The 17,374-nt window shown below is 69.1% G+C and carries 12 protein-coding genes; 9 read left to right on the top strand and 3 right to left on the bottom strand.

All coding sequences use genetic code 11. The features are described 5' to 3' along the window. The first annotated feature begins 23 nt into the window (after positions 1-23). The 4 genes from J2X41_RS06410 to J2X41_RS06395 all read left to right on the top strand — a co-directional run bounded on the left by J2X41_RS06410 (position 24) and on the right by J2X41_RS06395 (position 4,496). Positions 24-773, top strand: a complete 750-nt coding sequence (locus J2X41_RS06410; RefSeq protein ID WP_310080551.1) for a Crp/Fnr family transcriptional regulator — start codon at positions 24-26, stop codon at positions 771-773. Positions 774-931: 158 nt separating this feature from the next. Continuing rightward, positions 932-1,855: a 5-dehydro-4-deoxyglucarate dehydratase gene (gene kdgD, locus J2X41_RS06405; RefSeq protein WP_310080549.1), complete on the top strand. Its 924-nt coding sequence runs from the start codon at positions 932-934 to the stop codon at positions 1,853-1,855. A gap of 4 nt (positions 1,856-1,859) precedes the next feature. Continuing rightward, complete coding sequence (locus J2X41_RS06400; RefSeq protein WP_310080546.1) at positions 1,860-2,894, top strand: LysR substrate-binding domain-containing protein; 1,035 nt, start codon at positions 1,860-1,862, stop codon at positions 2,892-2,894. Between the two features lie 21 nt (positions 2,895-2,915). Further along, on the top strand, positions 2,916-4,496 hold the full coding sequence (locus tag J2X41_RS06395) for a carboxylesterase/lipase family protein (RefSeq protein WP_310080544.1): 1,581 nt from the start codon (positions 2,916-2,918) through the stop codon (positions 4,494-4,496). Between the two features lie 736 nt (positions 4,497-5,232). Here the strand turns inward: J2X41_RS06395 and J2X41_RS06390 are convergent. Continuing rightward, positions 5,233-7,086, bottom strand: a complete 1,854-nt coding sequence (locus J2X41_RS06390; protein ID WP_310080542.1) for a hypothetical protein — start codon at positions 7,084-7,086, stop codon at positions 5,233-5,235. 16 nt (positions 7,087-7,102) lie between these two features. Continuing rightward, a complete protein-coding gene (locus J2X41_RS06385) occupies positions 7,103-8,437 on the bottom strand; it encodes an MFS transporter (protein ID WP_310080540.1) in 1,335 nt (444 codons plus the stop codon). Between the two features lie 383 nt (positions 8,438-8,820). Between J2X41_RS06385 and J2X41_RS06380 the strand changes: the two genes are divergently transcribed. Beyond that, positions 8,821-11,661: a TonB-dependent receptor gene (locus J2X41_RS06380; RefSeq protein ID WP_310080538.1), complete on the top strand. Its 2,841-nt coding sequence runs from the start codon at positions 8,821-8,823 to the stop codon at positions 11,659-11,661. 113 nt (positions 11,662-11,774) lie between these two features. Here the strand turns inward: J2X41_RS06380 and J2X41_RS06375 are convergent, their stop codons facing one another. Next, positions 11,775-12,389 carry a TetR/AcrR family transcriptional regulator gene (locus tag J2X41_RS06375; protein WP_310080536.1) on the bottom strand — a complete coding sequence of 205 codons (615 nt, stop codon included), beginning with the start codon at positions 12,387-12,389 and terminating at the stop codon, positions 11,775-11,777. A 114-nt stretch (positions 12,390-12,503) separates the two neighbouring features. Here J2X41_RS06375 and J2X41_RS06370 point away from each other — a divergent pair, with 114 nt between their 5' ends. Genes J2X41_RS06370 through J2X41_RS06355 form a run of 4 tightly spaced genes read left to right on the top strand, consistent with a single transcriptional unit; the run spans position 12,504 to position 17,347 of the window. Next, positions 12,504-13,931: an efflux transporter outer membrane subunit gene (locus J2X41_RS06370; protein ID WP_310080534.1), complete on the top strand. Its 1,428-nt coding sequence runs from the start codon at positions 12,504-12,506 to the stop codon at positions 13,929-13,931. A 28-nt stretch (positions 13,932-13,959) separates the two neighbouring features. Next, complete coding sequence (locus tag J2X41_RS06365) at positions 13,960-15,111, top strand: HlyD family efflux transporter periplasmic adaptor subunit (RefSeq protein ID WP_310080532.1); 1,152 nt, start codon at positions 13,960-13,962, stop codon at positions 15,109-15,111. 42 nt (positions 15,112-15,153) lie between these two features. Next, complete coding sequence (locus J2X41_RS06360; RefSeq protein ID WP_310080529.1) at positions 15,154-16,701, top strand: DHA2 family efflux MFS transporter permease subunit; 1,548 nt, start codon at positions 15,154-15,156, stop codon at positions 16,699-16,701. 37 nt (positions 16,702-16,738) lie between these two features. Further along, on the top strand, positions 16,739-17,347 hold the full coding sequence (locus tag J2X41_RS06355; RefSeq protein ID WP_310080527.1) for a helix-turn-helix domain-containing protein: 609 nt from the start codon (positions 16,739-16,741) through the stop codon (positions 17,345-17,347). Positions 17,348-17,374 lie beyond the last annotated feature (27 nt).

Below are 17,374 nucleotides of genomic sequence, written 5' to 3'. Positions count from 1 at the left end.
TCGACTGTGCAGGAGCGTTTTCGATGGCCGTGCCCCCTCCCTCGTCCCCGCTCGCCCCGAGCCATGCGCCCGTCGCGCCGCCGCCCGAAGGCGACTATCGCGCCAACCGGCTGTTTCGGCACATGGCGCGCGACGAGATCGAGGCCCTGTCGTCGCAGATCGAGCACCTTCACTATGGCAAGGGCGAGCTGATCGTCCAGCGGTTGGATGACAGCGGCGGCATCCATCTGCTGCTGAAGGGCGCGCTGCTGGCCAACCAGTACGCCCGATCGGGCCGCGAGGTCGGCTATCGACGCATTTCGGCGGGCGGCTATTTCGGCGAGATCTCGGCCATCGACGGCCTGCCGCGTTCGGTGAACATCGTGGCGCTTGAGGATGTGCGCGTCGCCCGGCTGCCGCAGGCCCTGGTGCAGGGCCTGTTCGAGCGATCGCCGCGCTTCATGCGAGCGATCCTGGAGGACCTGGCCAATCTGACGCGCGCCCTCACCGATCGGTTGTTCGAGCTGAACGCCGTCTCCGTGGCCTGCCGGGTCGACATCGAGCTGTTGCGCATGGCGGCGTCGGCCGGCGGAGACGGTCGTGAAGCCGTCATCCAGCCCTGCCCCACCCACGCCGAGCTGGCGGTGCTGGTGGGCAGCCAGCGCGAGCCGGTGACGCGGGAGCTGAACCGCCTGGCCGGGCTGGGCATCGTCTCCCAGTCCGGCCGCACCCTGCGGATCCTGAACCTGCCGGCCCTCGCCGACGAGATCGAGCGCATCGGCGGCGAAGTCTAGCCACGCCGCCATCAAGCCAAAACCCGCATCGGTCGATAGCGCCTTTGGCTTAGACCCTGGAGGCGGCGCCCCCTAGCCTTTGCTGGAACGAACGGTCACGCGGCCAGGACGACGCGACGCCTTCCCGGCGAGAAGGACCGACGACGAGCGAGGACGTGATGAGCAGGATGACGCCGACGGAGATGGCCCGGCAGATCGGCGGAGGGCTGCTGTCGTTCCCCGTCACCCCCTTCGACGCCCAGCACCAGTTCGCCGAAGCCCCGTATCGCGAGCATTGCGCCTGGATGCTGCAGCACGAGCTGGCCGGCCTGTTCGCGGCCGGCGGCACCGGCGAGTTCTTCTCGCTGACCCCGCCGGAAGTGGCCCGGGTGGTCAAGGCCGCCGTCGAGGAGACGGCCGGCAAGATCCCCGTCGTCGCCGGCTGCGGCTACGGCACGGCCATCGCGGTGGACCTGGCCAAGGCCGCCCACGCGGCCGGCGCCGACGGCCTGCTGCTGCTGCCGCCATACCTGATGAACTCCACCCAGGAAGGCCTGGCCGCCCATGTCGAGGCGGTGTGCAAGGCCACGCCCCTGGGGGTGATCGTCTACAACCGCGACAACGCCGTCCTGACCGAGGACACGCTCGAGAAGCTGTGCGACCGCAATCCCAACCTGGTCGGCTTCAAGGACGGGGTCGGCGACATCGAGCTGATGATGCGGGTCTATGCCCGGATGGGCGACCGGCTGACCTATGTCGGCGGCCTGCCCACGGCCGAAACCTTCGCCCTGCCCTATCTGGAAATGGGGGTGACGACCTATTCCTCGGCGATCTTCAACTTCATGCCGGAGTGGGCGCTGGGCTTCTACAAGGCGGTGCGGGCCCAGGACCGGACGGCGGTGATGGCGGGCCTGCGCGACTTCGTCCTGCCCTACATCGCGCTGCGCAACCGCGGCCGCGGCTACGCGGTGTCGATCGTCAAGGCCGGCATGAAGGTAGTCGGCCGCGACGCCGGCCCGGTCCGCACGCCCCTGACCGACCTGACCCTGGCCGAGATGGCCGAGCTGGAGGTGCTGATCCGCCGCGCCCAGGGCAAGGCCTAAGGCGGTGCCGTCCGCCGCGCGCCTGGCCGTCGGCGGCTCGCGGGCCAGGGTCCTGGCGACGGCTACCGCTTCGCCGCCCAAGCGCCTAACCTCGCCGGCCCACGGGATCACGAGCGGGCGCTATCCGATGTTCGAACTGAGTCAGCTGCGCTGCTTCGTGGCCACGGCCGAGGAGCTGCATTTCGGTCGCGCCGCCCAACGGCTGAACATGACCCAGCCGCCGCTCAGCCGGCAGGTCCAGCTGTTGGAGCGCATCCTCGGTGTCACCCTGCTGGACCGCACCAGCCGCTCGGTGCGGCTGACCCCGGCCGGCCGCGCCTTCCTGCTGGAGGCCCGCCGGATCCTGCGCCTGGCCGAGAGCGCCGCCCTGGCCACCCGCCGCATCGCGGTAGGCGACGCCGGCCAGATCGCCATCGGCTTCACCGCCGCCTCCGGCTACAATTTCCTGCCCGGCCTGGTGATCCTGTCGCGGGCCCGGCTGCCCAACGCCGATCTGACCCTGCGCGAGATGGTCACCCGCGAGCAGGTCGAGGCCCTGCTGACCGGCCGCATCGACGTCGGCCTGGTGCGCCCGCCGATGGAGCGCGCCGAGTTCGCCACCGCCCGCGTTCTGACCGAGCCTCTGGTCGCGGCCCTGCCGACCGGCGACCCGCGCCTGTCCAAGGCGTCGCTGGCCCTGGCCGACTTCGACGACGCGCCGCTGATCATGTATTCGGCCGAGGGCGCGGGCTATTTCCACAACATGCTGACCACGCTGTTCGACGCCAACGGCGTGACGCCGCACTACGTCCAGCACGTCACCCAGATCCACTCGATGCTGGCCCTGGTCCATGCCGGCCTCGGCGCGGCCCTGGTGCCCGAGGCGGCGATGAGCCTGCATTTCGACGACGTGCAGTTTCGCCCGGTCGAGACCACGCCGGACCGGCCGGTCGAGCTCTACATGGCCTGGCGCAAGGACAATGACAGCCCGATCCTGCAGTCGTTCATCGACCTGTGCATGGCCGAGGCCTCGCCCGTCGAGGCCTTGGTCGACGGATAGACCAACGCCCTGGGAGGGATCATGAGCACCGACCGCCGCGCCGTCCTGGCCGGAGCCGCCGCCGCGAGCCTGGCCGCCTTGGCCCCCGACGCCTCCTGCGCTCAAGCCGCGCCCGACGGCCCGATCGCGGCCACCCGGTACGGCAAGGTGCGCGGCGCCGAGGTGGACGGGATCAAGGTGTTCAAGGGCGTGCGCTACGGGGCCGACACCGCCCCGCGCCGGTTCAGGCCCGCCCTGCCGCCCGCGCCGTGGATGGGAGTGGCCGACGCCCTGGCCTACGGCCCGGCCAGCCCGCAGCTGAAGACGACGGAGGCCGTCAGCGAGGACTGCCTGTTCCTCAATGTATGGACCCCAAGGCTGGACGGGAAAAAGCGGCCGGTGACGGTCTATGTCCACGGCGGGGCCCACGCCAACGGCTCGGGCTCGGACCCGCTCTATGATGGAGCAAGACTGGCCCGGCGCGGCGACGTGGTGGTGGTGACGGTCAACCACCGGCTCAACGTCTTCGGCTATTGTTACCTGGCCGAGCTGGGCGGGCGGGACCTGGCCGACAGCGGCAATGTCGGCAACCTCGACCTGGTGATGGCCCTGGAATGGGTGCGCGACAACATCGCCGCGTTCGGGGGCGACCCCGACAACGTCACCGCCTTTGGCCAATCGGGCGGCGGGGCCAAGGTGGTGACCCTGATGGCCATGCCGGTCGCCAAGGGCCTGTTTCACAAGGCCGCGACCATGAGCGGCCAGCACGTCACCGCCATGGGTCCGATCCACGCGACGATCCGCGCCAAGGCGTTCATGGAGGCGCTGGGCCTGCGTCCCGACCAGGTCGACGTCCTGCGCACCCTGCCGACCGAGCGGCTGGTCGCCGCCCTGAAGACGCCCGACCCGCTGGAGCGCAAGGGCGCGATCATCTTCTGGTCGGTGATGGACGGCGGCGTGCTGCCGCGCCATCCGTTCTATCCGGACGCGCCCCGGCAAAGCGCCCACATCCCGATGATCATCGGCAACACCCACGACGAGACCCGCGCCTTCCTCGGCGGCGATCCAAGGAACTTCACCCTGACCTGGGAGGAGCTGCCGCAGCGCCTGGCGCCGGAACTGGTGCTGGACGTCGCGCCGCGCCGGGTGATCGCCCGCTATCGCGAGCTCTATCCGCACTATACGCCGTCCGAGGTGTTCTTCGCCGCGACCACGGCCGGGCGCTCGTGGCCGGGCCACCTGATCCAGGCCGAGCAGCGGGCGAGGATCGGCGCGCCGGCCTGGATGTACCAGCTGGACTTCGGCTCGCCGCTCGACGGCGGCAAGCTGCGGGCTTTCCACAGCTTCGACATCGCCCTGGTGTTCGACAATCTGGCGGCGCCGGGCTCCAAGACCGGCACGGGTCCCGACGCCCGGGCCGTCGCCCATCAGATGAGCGAGGCCTTCCTCGCCTTCGCACGCACCGGCGATCCCAACTGCGCGGCGATCCCGGCGTGGGGCAAGTACGAGCTGCCGAAGCGGGCGACGATGGTGTTCGACGTGACCTCCAGGATGGTCGACGACCCGCGCAAGGAAGAGCGCGAGCTGTTCTCGGCGGCGCCGTTCCTGAAGGAAGGGACGTAGATCAAGACCCTCCCCCTGTGGGGGAGGCGATCGCGCAGCGATCGGTGGGGGGAGGTTTGGGGTCGTTTATCCGGGATCTGGCCATCTGCCGATCACTCCCCCCTCCGTCGGCTTCGCCGACACCTCCCCCACAGGGGGAGGATCTGATTGGCACGATCTCTCGTCCTCACGCGGAAAGCCGCTGAGCTGAATGGGGAGGGTGCGAAGCGCCCGGGCCTCGCCCGGATGATTTGCAGTTATGTGTACCGTTTCGACGAAGTTCAGGCGCTCCGCGTGGAACCGTTATCCGGAAGCCTTCGGGTCGCGGATTTTTAACCCGCTCCGATGGAGGCCCCCGACGGGCAGGGAATTGGCGTTCCCTGGACCGCACGGGCGATTTCAGCCCGTGCCTGTTGCGCTTGCCGATCCTTCGCCGCCTGGGTTTCGTCTCGACTAAGGAGAATCTGCCCAGGACCGTCGCGAAAGGTTGTCACCGAAGACCACCGACAAACGCTTCCCGCTCGACCACCCCCGAAAGCCGCATCGGTCGCCGTACGTGCGCCCTCCCCGTGCCTTCAGGTGAGGTCAGGATACGGCCGGTCTGGAAGGGTGGGGATCAAATCGGGTCGAGAAAGTTCAGGGCGTTGAAATCGCTCGACTTTGCTTCCTGAGCGCCGAGCATAAAGCCCTTCCCTCCCCGCAAGGGGGAGGGAAGGAACGGTGGGGGGGTGGACGACATTCTGTCCCCAACCGCGAATCAGGCCCGGTCCCACGGGAAGCTCAGCGTCGGCGCGTTCGCATGCCGCTTCATCGTCAGCACCAGCCGCGCCCCCGCTCCCGCCGCCAGCCGCACGGTGAAGGCCGAGGCGTCGACCGCCACCGGCGCCGCGCCATCGGCGGCGACGCTCAGCACCTGGTGCTCGCCATAGCCGCCGCCCTGCACGGTCACGGTCCGGGCGGCGACCGGATTGGTGTTGACCAGAACGACCGTGGCCCCGTCGTCGCTGAGGGTCTCGACCAGGGCCGCGACGTCCTCGGGAACGCCGGCCCGGCGGCGTTCGGGATCGAAATAGCGCAGGCGGGCATAGAGCAGCGCCCCGCCCTGGGCCGGCGAGGTTGGCGACCAGGGCGGTCGGGCGATGTGGATCCCGCCCTGCATCAGGTGGATCAGGGCGTTGGCGCTGGCGGGATTGATGTCCAGGGCCGCGTCGGCCAGGCGGGTGTCGGGCGTGGAGCGGTCGTCGCGCTGGGCCTGGGCCCTGGCCCGCACCCGCTCAAGGTCCTGTCGCAGGATCTTCACCGGGAAGTCCGGATCCTTGCCGTCCAGGAACGTCAGCCACGGATGCTCGGCGGCCCGGGTCCGGTCCGAGGCCCGCATCGACAGGTACCAGATCTCCAGGCCGTTGACCCGATAGTCGCCGGGCGCATAGCCGTACCAGCCCTTGTCGCCGTACATGCGCGGGGTGTGGACCTTGCCGTCGATGGTCTTGCGCTGGGCGTTGATCACGTCGGCCTGCCGGCGCCAGACCTCCAGGTACTTGTCGTCGCCGGTCAGCAGATAGGCGTTCATGAACCCGACGATGGCGCGCGGCACGCGGTTGCGGTCCTCGCGCTTGCCGGTCTGGGGCACGACCGGGCTGAAGCCCCAGCCATAGACCCCGCCCCACCACTTGCCGCCGGTCGCGCCGCCGATCCTGCCGTCCAGGCCGATATTGCTGGGCAGCACCCCGCCATTGGCCCGGGCCCGCTCGACCCAGGCGTCGACATAGGAGAGCAGCCAGTCGCGATACTTCGGCTCCTGGTCCAGCATGTAGGCGTTCAGCACCAGGCTGGTGACCTGCAGGTTCAGCGGCGCGTCGCCGATCACATCGGCGTATTCGTCGTAGTGGCGCAGGGTTTCCGCGTAGGTGCGCTCGCCGTGCTCCATGAAGAAGTCGCCGACCTCGAACGGGTCGCCGGCCCAGTCCAGGGGCGTGGCCTTGCGCAGCATCGGGCCGCGGCTGCCGGTGATCAGGCTGCGGATGATCCGGTGCTCGGGATCGTAATTCGGCGCGCCCGGATCCTCGTTCATGTAGAAGCCGGAGAACCGCCTGACCCGGTCGCGGTAGCGGACGTCGTAGGGGTCGGACAGTCCCAGCAGGTTGAACACCGACAGCCCCTCGGACAGGTGCTGCCAGTCGGTCATGACCGGGAATTCCTTGTAGTACATGCCCTCGCGCGCGAACGGCACGGCCTTGGTCCTGGCCAGGGTGTACTGGCGGACGTTGCCCTCGTAGGCCTTCTTCGACAGCGCCAGCAGCCGGTCGCTGGCGCCCAGGGCGTGCAGATGCGGCCAGTCGTTGACGTTCTCGATGGCGTCGTCGGGCCCGTCGTTGGCGCCCCAGCGCTCGACCGCCAGCAGGAAGCCGCGCTCGTCGAAATAGCGGGCGAAGAAGGCTTCGCAGGCCTCGGCGTTGGCCTTCAGCAGCTCGCGTTCCAGCAGCGCCCATTCGGGCGCCGCCATCGGCGTGCGGATCTCCAGGGTGGTCGCGGGCGCGGCCATCGCCGGCGCGGCGGCGGTCGCCAGCAGCAGGGCCGAGGCGTTGCGCAGGAAGCGGCGGCGGCTGGTCATCGAGGCCCTCTCCCGCTCACGCCGCCGGCTTCAGCACCAGGCGCTGGATCTTGCCGACGATCAGGAAATAGGCGGCGATGGTGATCAGGCAGTGGACGCCCACGAAGATCAGCGCGCCGTCGAACGAGCCCGTGCCCTTGACGATGTAGCCGATGACGATCGGCGTCACGATGCCGGCGATATTGCCGAAGGTGTTGAAGATCCCGCCCGTCACGCCGGCCATCTCCTTGGGCGAGGTGTCGGCCACCACGGCCCAGCCCAGCGAGGCCACGCCCTTGCCGAAGAAGGCGACCGCCATGATCACGATGACCAGCCATTCCTGTTCGACATAGTTGCAGGCGATGATCAGCGAGGCCAGCAGCATGCCCACCAGCAGCGGCGTCTTGCGGGCGATGTCCAGCGAGCCGGTCTTCTTCAGCAGGCGGTCGGAGATGATCCCGCCCAGCAGCCCGCCGACGAAGCCGCACAGGGCGGGCGCGGCGGCGGTGAAGCCAGCCTGCAGGATCGACAGCCCGCGCTCCTTGACCAGGTAGATCGGAAACCAGGTGACGAAGAAATAGGTCAGCACGTTGATGCAGTACTGGCCCAGATAGACGCCCAGCAGCATGCGGCTGGTCAGCACCTGGCGCACGTTGGGCCAGGTGAAGGCCGCGCCGTTGCTGGCGGCCTTGTCCTCCATGCGGACCAGGCCGCCGCCGGCCTCGATATAGTCGAACTCCGCGGTGTTGATCGCCGGGTGCTCGGTCGGGGCGTGGACGAACTTGACGAACACCACGGCGGCCACCAGGCCGACCGCGCCCATCACGAAGAACACCGAATGCCAGCCGAACTGATGGACCAGCCAGCCCATCAGCGGCGCGAAGGCGACCAGGGCGAAGTACTGGGCGGCGTTGAAGATCGCCGAGGCCGTTCCGCGCTCCGAGCCCGGGAACCAGGCCGCGACGATGCGGGAATTGGCGGGAAAGGACGGCGCCTCGGCGACGCCCACCATGAAGCGCATGGCGAACAGCGCCACGGCCGCGGCCAGGCCGGTGAAGATCCCCGCCAGCCCCTGCAGGGCGGTGAAGAACGACCAGGTCACCAGGGCGATGGTGTAGATCTTCTTGGAGCCGAAGCGGTCGAGCAGGATCCCGCCGGGAATCTGGCCCAGCACATAGGCCCAGGCGAAGGCCGACAGGATGTAGCCCATGGCCACCGGGTCCAGGCCCAGCTCCTTGGAGGCCGACTGGCCGGCGATCGAAAAGGTGGCGCGGTCGGCGTAGTTGATCGTGGTGATGATGAACAGCAGCAGGATGATCAGCCAGCGGACGCGAGTCCTCTTGGCGGCGCCGTCGGCGTTCTGCGCGGTCATCGCGTTCCTTCCCGGTCTTATCGTCGCGGCTCTTGGCGAGTCGCGCAGAGCCCGTTCGCGGTCTCCAGGGGTCGGAAGCTAGAGGGGCGAGACGGCGGGGTCTAAGTCAAATCGCCTATCGACCGATCCAAGCCCAACATCGATGACGCCGGCCAAGCCAGGGCTCCGCCGGGCTGGACGCCTTGTTTGGTCGGGGTTTCCCGTGAGAAGGCGCGGATCGCGGGCGCGTCGCGGCCGCATCGGTGCAGATCCTGCATCGGTCCATGCCCGATTGGGATTGGCCGCCGCCGCGAGCCCGCCCCTATCCTTTTCGACACACCAGAGGCTGGCGCAGACCGGCCTCGACAAAAAGAAGACCCGCGATCGCGGGCTTGGGAGGGACCATGACGTCACGGGACACGTCGAATCTTCGCACCATCCTGCGCTGCGGCGCCTCAAGCCTGGCCGTCAGCCTGGCCGTCGCGGCCGGCGCCGCCCACGCCCAGGACGCCGCCCCGGCCGCTCCGTCCTCTGGCCAGGCGGTCGAACCCGACAACGCCGTCGAGGAAGTGGTGGTCACCGGCTTCCGCGCCAGCCTGGCCAGCGCCATCAACGTCAAGCGCAACGCCTCGGGCGTGGTTGACGCCATCAAGGCCGAGGACATCGCCCAGTTCCCCGACCTGAACCTGGCCGAGTCGCTGCAGCGCATTCCCGGCGTGGCGATCTCGCGGATCAACGGCGAGGGCCGGCAGATCTCGGTGCGCGGCCTGGGCTCGGAATATACCCGCGTGCGGATCAACGGCATGGAGGCGATCACCACCACCGGCGGCACCGCCAACAGCGGCGGGACCAACCGCGGCCGCGGCTTCGACTTCAACATTTTCGCCTCGGACCTGTTCAACAGCATCGCCGTGCGCAAGACCGCCTCGGCCGATGTCGAGGAAGGCTCGCTGGGCGCGACCGTCGACCTGAACACCGCCCGCCCGTTCGACTCCGGCAAGCCCCAGCTCGTGCTGTCGGCCCAGGCCAGCTACAACGACCTGGCGCGCAAGGCCGGCCCCCGCCTGTCGGCCCTGGCCAGCCGGACCTGGCGCGACGGCACGATCGGCGCCCTGGTCTCGGTGGCCTACGAGGACCGCCGCCTGCTCGAGGAAGGCGCCAACATCACGCGCTGGACCTATGGCGGCAGCAACGGCGGCTTCAACGCCGCCTCCACCCTGCCCGGCTACACCCTGGCCCAGATCAACTATACGCCGACCAGCGCGGCCAACGCCGGCAACGCGATCTACCACCCGCGCATCCCGGCCTATGTCAGCTACGACATCGAATCCAAGCGCTTCGGGGCCAGCGGCTCGCTGCAGTGGAAGCCGACCGACAACACCACCGTCTCGCTGGACGCGCTCTATTCCTACCTGGCCGGGACCCGCAAGGAGGCCCAGCTGCAGGCGATCGGCCTGTCGCGCTCGGGCACGGGCAAGCCGCAGACCATCATCCGCGACGGCGTGGTCGACGCCAACAACAACCTGGTCTACGCCAAGCTCGACAATGTCGACCTGCGCACCCAGTCGGCCTATGACGAGCTGAACACCGAGTTCAAGCAGTTCACCCTGTCGGCCGACCACCGCTTCACCGACCGGTTCAAGGTCGGCGCCCTGGTCGGCTACGCGGACTCGACCTTCACCCAGCCGGTGTCGACGATCATCACCTTCGACCGGGCCAACAGCCAGGGCTATTCCTACGACTTCCGCGGCGACCGCCTGCCGACCATCCTGCTGGGCTTCGACCCGACCAATCCGGCCAATTGGAGCGCCATCAACGGCACGTCCGAGGTGCGCCTGCGGCCGCAATTCGTCGAGAACCAGTTCACCACCGGCAAGCTGTTCGGCGAATACGAGTTCAACCAGCACCTGACCCTCAAGGCCGGGATCGACTTCCGCAAGTTCGAGTACGACAGCTACGGCCAGTACCGGACCAGCGAGACCGTCTCCCAGACCCTGACCCCAGCCCAGCTGGCCGCCGTGTCCAAGGTCTATTCCGGCTTCGGCCGCAACCTGGGCCTGCCGGAAGGCAACGCCACGGCCTGGCTGGTTCCCGACATCGACGCCTACGCCAAGGCCTACGGCATCTACGGCAACAGCGGCATCTACGCCCTGACCAACACCAACAACAGCTCGGCCCGCGGTCAGTACGGCACGGTCGAGGAGAAGGACGCCGGCGTCTACGCCGAGGCCGAGTTCAAGTTCGACGCCTTCGGCCTGCCCTTCCGCGGCGACGCCGGCCTGCGCCAGGTCAACACCCAGCAGGAGTCCGGCGGCTACGCCGTGGTCAACGGCGCGGTGCGGCTGGTCAATGTCCGGCGCGACTACAATCTGACCCTGCCGTCGTTCAACCTGGCCGCCGACCTGACCGACACCGTCGTCGCCCGGATCAGCGCGGCCAAGACCATCGCTCGGCCCGGCATCGGCTCCCTGTCGCCCGGCGGCGACGTCAGCGTCCAGGGGGCCAACCGGACGTTCTCGTCGGGCAATCCGGACCTGGACCCCACCCAGTCCAAGAACCTGGACCTGTCGCTGGAATGGTATCCGACCCAGGGGGCGATGCTGGCCGGCGGCTTCTTCTACAAGAAGATCGACACCTTCGTGGCCACGCTGCGCACCCAGGTTCCCTACAACACCCTGGGCCTGCCGGACTCGCTGATCGCCGGCACCAGCGCCTCGTCCACCGACATCTTCGACGTCACCCAGCCGGTCAATTCCAATGGCGGCAACCTGAAGGGCTTCGAGCTGAACTGGCAGCAGCCGCTGACCTTCCTGCCCGGCGCCTGGCGGCACTTCGGCTATATCCTCAACTACACCCATGTCATTTCGAACGTGGAGTACCTGACCTCGACCACGGCTGGCGCGCCGACGGTCAACGCCGCCCTGGTCGGCCTGTCCAAGGACGCCGCCAACGCCACGCTGTACTACGAAACCGACCGCTGGAGCGTCCGCGGCTCGGTCGCCTACCGCGCCGGCTACCTGACCCAGGTGCCCGGCAACGACTTCAACTCGGTGCACGGCACCAACTCGACCCTGAACGTCGACGCCCAGGCCAGCTTCAACATCCGCCCGAACCTCAAGCTCAGTATCGAGGGCGTCAATCTGACCGACGAGTTCAACGACCAGTATGTCGGCGCCAGCGATCGGCTGAACGTCCACACCCACAGCGGCCGGACCTATTTCGTCGGGCTTCGCTACAACTTCTAGGGCGCGTCCTTCCTCCCGAAAGCGCCCTGGTCACGGCGTCGGCCTCCTCCGGCCGACGCCGTTCTCTATCGAACGGCTCGGTTGCGATGCGGGAACTGTGACGGCGTCGCGGCTCAGCCGGTGGGCGACGTCAAATCATAGGCGCGAACGAAGACGTCGACCGCCGCATCGGCGGTACGGACCAGATCGGCCTCCGAGATCGACGCCGTCGCCCCCTCCATGAGCCTCTGGACGGGGCCGGCCTCGCACAGGGCGAAGAAGTGCGCCACCGCCTGCCAGGGATCGGCCTGGCGCATGCGCCGCTCCTCCATGGCGCGGCCGAAGTCGGCCGCCATGCGCGTCCAACCGCGTTTGGGGCCGTTCTCGAAGAACAGCTGGCCCAGGTCGGACTTGGCGCCCTCGGCATAGATGATCCGACGGAAGGCGACGATCTCCGGGTCGCTGATGAACCTCATGAACTGAATCGCGAACTCGCCCAGGCCAGCGGGAAGATCGCGATTGTCGTGGAAGCGGTCGAACAGCGGATCGATCATCCGCGCCCCCTTCTCCAGCATGACCGCGACCAGAAGATCCTCCTTGGACGCGAAGTAGCTGTAGAGCGTCTGCTTGGAGCCCCCGACCCGGGCCGCGACCTCGGACATGCTGGCGGCCACGTAGCCGCGCTCGAGAAACACGCCCTTGGCGGCCTCCAGGATGGCCCGTCGTTTTTCCTCGGTCTTGACCCGCATGCGGCGTCTCTCGGCCTCCTGATCTTTTCTGGACCAACCCGTACACTTTTCGCTTGACCCGGTCACGCGGAAATATAAATGGACCATACGGTACGGTTTGAGAAAGACCCCTGCATGTCCTCCCCCACTCCCCGCCGCGTCGTGATGGCGTGCCTTCTGTCGGCCAGCTGCCTTTGCGCCTGCGCCGCCGTTCCGAAACTTCCGCCGGCCCAGGCGATCAAGGCGTCGGAGGCCTACGCCGCCACGGCCAGCCTGGCCGCGCCGACCGCCGACTGGCCTTCGGACCGCTGGTGGACCGCCTATGGCGACCCGCAGCTGGACGCCCTGATCGACGAGGCCCTGAGCGGCTCGCCCGACCTCGCCGCGGCCGATGCCCGGGTCCGTAAGGCCCAGGCGCTGGCCGGCCAGGCCCGGGCCGCCACCCTGCCCAGCCTCACGGCCAACGGCTCCTACGCCTCGGTCAAGCAGAGCTACAACAACGGCGTCCCGCCCGCCTTCGTGCCGCAGGGCTATAACGACAGCGGTCGCGTCAGCCTCGATTTCGCCTACGAACTCGACTTCTTCGGCAAGAACCGCGCGGCCCTGGCGGCGGCGACCTCGGAGGCGCAGGCCTCGAAGGCCGAGGCGGCGCAGGCCCGCCTGACCCTGTCGACCAGCGTGGCGGCCACCTATGCCGACCTCGCCCAGCAGTTCTCCGACCGCGACGCGGCCCAGGACGCGGTCCGCACCCGCGAGCAGACCGCCCAGCTGACCGCCGACCGGCGCGACAACGGCCTGGAGAACCAGGGCGCCTCCGAACAGGCCAAGGCCAACCTGGCCGCGGCCCGCGCCAGCCTGGCGGCCGCCGACGAAGCCCTGGGCCTGACCCGCAACCGCCTGGCGGCGCTGCTCGGCGCGGGACCCGACCGCGGCCTGGCGATCGAGCGTCCCAGGGTCGGCGTCCTGAAGGCCTTCGGTCTTCCCGCCAATCTCCAGGCCGACCTGATCGGCCGCCGCCCGGACGTCATCGCCGCCCGCCTGCGCGCCCAAGCCGGCGCCCAGCGCATCCGCCAGGCCAAGGCCCAGTTCTATCCGGACATCGACCTGTCGGCCTATCTGGGCCAGCAGTCGCTGGGCCTGGACCTGCTGACCAAGGCCGGCTCGCGCATCGGATCGATCGGCCCGGCCGTGAGCCTGCCGATCTTCCAGGGCGGCGCCCTGCGCGCCAACTATCGCGGCGCGGCGGCCGACTACGACGCCGCCGTGGCCAGCTACAACGGGACCCTGACCCAGGCGCTGCAGGATGTGGCCGACGCCGCCGTCAGCACCCGCGCCCTGGACGCCCGCCTATCGGAAAGCCGCAACGCCTTCGAGGCCTCCCGCAACGCCCACGACATCGCCCTGCAGCGCTATCGCGGCGGCCTGTCGACCTATCTCGACGTGCTGACCGCCGAGGACGCGATGATCACCAACCAGCGGACGGTCGCCGACCTCGAAGCCCGCGCCTTCACCCTCGACGTGGCGCTGGTGCGCGCGCTCGGCGGCGGCTTCCACGCCGTCTGATCCTCATTCCCCTCCCGGAGCCCCTCCCATGTTCGACTCTCAAGACACGCCCGAGGCCGAAGCCCTGACCGCGCCTGCGCCCGCGGCCAAGGCCAACGGCAAGCGCAAGGCCCTGTTCGCCGGCCTCGGCGCCGTGGTCCTGCTCGGCGCGGCCGGTTATGGCGCCTACTACGTCCTGGTCGGCTCGCACCACGTCGAGACCGACAACGCCTATGTCGGGGCCTATGTCGCCCAGGTCACGCCGCTGATCGGCGGACCCGTGCGCAGCGTCGCGGTCAACGACACCCAGGTCGTCAAGCAGGGCCAGGTGCTGGTCGTGCTCGACGACACCGACGCCCGCATCGCCCTGGCCTCGGCCCAGGCCGACCTGGCCACCGCCCAGCGCAAGGTCCGCGGCTACCTGGCCACCGACCAGAGCCTGTCGGCCCAGATCGCCGCTCGCGACGCCGACCAGGTCCGCGCCGCCGCCACCCTGACCTCGGCCCGCTCCGACCTGGACCGCGCCCGAGTCGACCTCGATCGCCGCAAGGCCCTGGCCGTCACCGGCGCGGTGTCGGGCGACGAGCTGACCCGCGCCCAGAACGCCCTGGCCAACGCCCAGGCCGCCTATGACTCCGCCAAGGCGGCCCAGGTCCAGGCCGCCGCCAACCGCGCCGCCGCCGTCGGGTCGCTGGCCGCCAACACCACCTTGACCGACGGGACCAGCCTCGACACCAACCCCGAGGTCGCCACGGCCCGCGCCCGCGTCGACCAGGCCTCGGTGGACCTGGCGCGAACCGTCATCCGCGCCCCGATCGACGGGGTGGTGACCCGTCGCAACGTCCAGGTCGGCCAGAGGGTCGCCGCCGGCGCGATCCTGATGCAGGTGGTTCCCGTGCAGCAGGCCTATGTCGACGCCAACTTCAAGGAAGGCCAGCTGCGCAAGGTCCGGATCGGCCAGCCGGTCGAGCTGGAGGCCGACCTCTACGGCGGTTCGGTCAAGTACCACGGCACGGTGACCGGACTGTCGGGCGGCACGGGCTCGGCCTTCGCCCTGATCCCGGCCCAGAACGCCACCGGTAACTGGATCAAGGTCGTCCAACGCCTGCCCGTCCGCGTCGCCATCGACCCGGCCGACCTCAAGGCCAATCCATTGCGCGTGGGCCTGTCGATGAAGGCGACCATCGACACCGCCTCCTGATCGCCCTCGTCCAGCCCCCTCCTACAGCCAAGGACCGCCGTCATGGCCAAGGCCCCTGCCGCCGTTGCGGCGACTCTCCCTCCACCCCTCACCGGACCGGCGATGATCTTCGCCGGCCTGGTCCTGGCGGCCGCCAACTTCCTGGTGGTGCTCGACACCACCATCGCCAATGTCTCGGTGTCGAACATTTCCGGCGCCCTGGCCGTCTCGCCCAGCCAGGGCACCTGGGTGATCACCTCCTACGCCGTGGCCGAGGCGGTGGTCGTGCCGCTGACCGGCTGGCTGTCGGCCCGCTTCGGCGCGGTGAAGGTCTTCGTGCTGGGCATGATCGGGTTCGGCTTCTTCTCGTTCCTCTGCGGCCTGGCCCCCTCGCTGAGCCTGCTGGTGCTGTTCCGAGTGCTGCAAGGCGCCTGCGGCGGCCCGCTGATGCCGCTGTCCCAGACCCTGCTGCTGCGGGTCTTTCCCAAGAAGTACGCCGCGGCCGCCACGGGCCTGTGGGCCATGACCACCCTGATTGCGCCGATCCTCGGACCGATCCTGGGCGGCACGCTCTGCGACAATGTCGGCTGGGCCTTCATCTTCTGGATCAACGTGCCTATCGCCGCGATCTGCAGTTGGTTCGCCTGGCGGCTGTTGCGCCACCACGAGACCCCGCTGGCCAAGGCGCGAGTCGACCTGGTGGGCCTGGGCCTGCTGATCGTCTGGGTCGGCGCCCTGCAGGTCATGCTGGACCTGGGCAAGGAGCACGACTGGTTCGCCTCGCCGATGATCACCGGCCTGGCCGTCGTCGCCGCGCTCGGCTTCGTGGCGTTCCTGATCTGGGAGCTGACCGACGCCAACCCCATCGTCGACCTGCGCGTCTTCCGCCATCGCGGCTTCACCGCCAGCGTCATCACCCTCAGCGTCGCGTTCGGGGCCTTCTTCGGGATCAACGTCCTGACCCCGCTGTGGCTGCAGCAGAACATGGGCTACACGGCCACCTGGGCCGGCTACGTCTCGGCGCTGCTGGGGGTGACCGCCGTCCTGGTCGCGCCGCTCGCCGCGGGCCTGTCGACCAAGGTCGACCCTCGGCGGCTGGTGTTCCTGGGCGTGATCTGGCTGGGTGCGATCACCTTCATGCGCAGCCAGGCCAATTCCGACATGGGCTATTTCGACATCGCCCACTGGCTGCTGCTGCAGGGGTTCGGCATGCCGTTCTTCTTCGTGCCGGTGACCGCCCTGGCCCTGGCCAGCGTCACCGAGCCGGAGACCGCCAGCGCCGCTGGCCTGATGAACTTCTGCCGCACGCTGTCAGGGGCGTTCGCCACCTCGATGGTCAGCACCGTCTGGGCCGACAGCGGCAGCCGCAACCGCAGCGAACTGTCGGGCCTGCTGAACGGCGCCCAGGACACCATGGACCAGATGACGGCCAGCGGCCTGTCGCCCGACCAAGCGCGAGGCAACCTCGAACAGCTGGTGCAGGGCCAGGGCGTGATGCTGGCCACCAACCAGGTGTTCCTGGCCATGGCGGCGCTGTTTGTCGTCGCCGCCTTCATCATCTGGCTGGCCCCGCGTCCCACCCGCGTCGCCGACACCTCGGCCGCCCACTAGGTCCTGTCCCCACGGCTTTTCCACAAGGATCCGGATTGTGAAGACCAAGGCCCAGACTCCCGACCGGACCCATCGATCGGCGTCCGACCGGCTGATCGACGCAGCGACCGAGCTCTTCTACCAGCACGGCTTCCGGGCGGTCGGCGTCGACGACATCGCCGCCCGAAGCGGCGTCACCAAGACCACCCTCTACCGATATTTCGAGTCCAAGGACGACCTGGCCGGCGCTTGCCTGACCAGGCTGGCGCTCGAGGATCTGGACGAGCTCATGGTCATCGCCGGACGGCTTCCCGACGATCCGATCGCGCAGATCCGCGCGATCGTGGCGGCGGCCGCCGCCAAGGTGGCCCGTCCTGGTTATCGCGGCTGGCTCCTGTCCAACCTGGAGGCCGAGATCAGCGATCAGGACCATCCGATCCGCCGGGTCGGAAAGCTCTACAAGACCCGGCTGCGCGATCATCTGGTCGAGACGGCCCGGCAAGCCGGCTTTGACGCGCCCGCCACGCTCGCAGACGGCCTGCTCCTGTTGATCGAGGGCGTCGGGGCCAGTTGGCACAGCCTGGGCGCCGTCGGCCCGGCCGCCAATCTGACGCTGAACTGCGAGCTGCTGATGCAGGGACATCGCGCCGTGGCGCACGCCGCGTAGAGACGCAGGCGGCCGGTTCGGTCGCCG

It is taken from the genome of Caulobacter sp. BE254 (genome assembly GCF_031457295.1).
GTDB lineage: Bacteria > Pseudomonadota > Alphaproteobacteria > Caulobacterales > Caulobacteraceae > Caulobacter.
This window is presented reverse-complemented; position numbering and strand designations above follow the sequence as displayed.

Excerpts from the sequence above, each read along its gene's own strand:
- J2X41_RS06375 (WP_310080536.1), bottom strand. The coding sequence starts at position 12,389 with ATGCGGGTCAAGACCGAGGAAAAACGACGGGCCATCCTGGAGGCCGCC.
- J2X41_RS06370 (WP_310080534.1), top strand. The coding sequence starts at position 12,504 with ATGTCCTCCCCCACTCCCCGCCGCGTCGTGATGGCGTGCCTTCTGTCG.
- kdgD (WP_310080549.1), top strand. The coding sequence starts at position 932 with ATGAGCAGGATGACGCCGACGGAGATGGCCCGGCAGATCGGCGGAGGG.
- J2X41_RS06380 (WP_310080538.1), top strand. The coding sequence starts at position 8,821 with ATGACGTCACGGGACACGTCGAATCTTCGCACCATCCTGCGCTGCGGC.
- J2X41_RS06390 (WP_310080542.1), bottom strand. The coding sequence starts at position 7,086 with ATGACCAGCCGCCGCCGCTTCCTGCGCAACGCCTCGGCCCTGCTGCTG.
- J2X41_RS06395 (WP_310080544.1), top strand. The coding sequence starts at position 2,916 with ATGAGCACCGACCGCCGCGCCGTCCTGGCCGGAGCCGCCGCCGCGAGC.
- J2X41_RS06360 (WP_310080529.1), top strand. The coding sequence starts at position 15,154 with ATGGCCAAGGCCCCTGCCGCCGTTGCGGCGACTCTCCCTCCACCCCTC.
- J2X41_RS06385 (WP_310080540.1), bottom strand. The coding sequence starts at position 8,437 with ATGACCGCGCAGAACGCCGACGGCGCCGCCAAGAGGACTCGCGTCCGC.
- J2X41_RS06365 (WP_310080532.1), top strand. The coding sequence starts at position 13,960 with ATGTTCGACTCTCAAGACACGCCCGAGGCCGAAGCCCTGACCGCGCCT.
- J2X41_RS06410 (WP_310080551.1), top strand. The coding sequence starts at position 24 with ATGGCCGTGCCCCCTCCCTCGTCCCCGCTCGCCCCGAGCCATGCGCCC.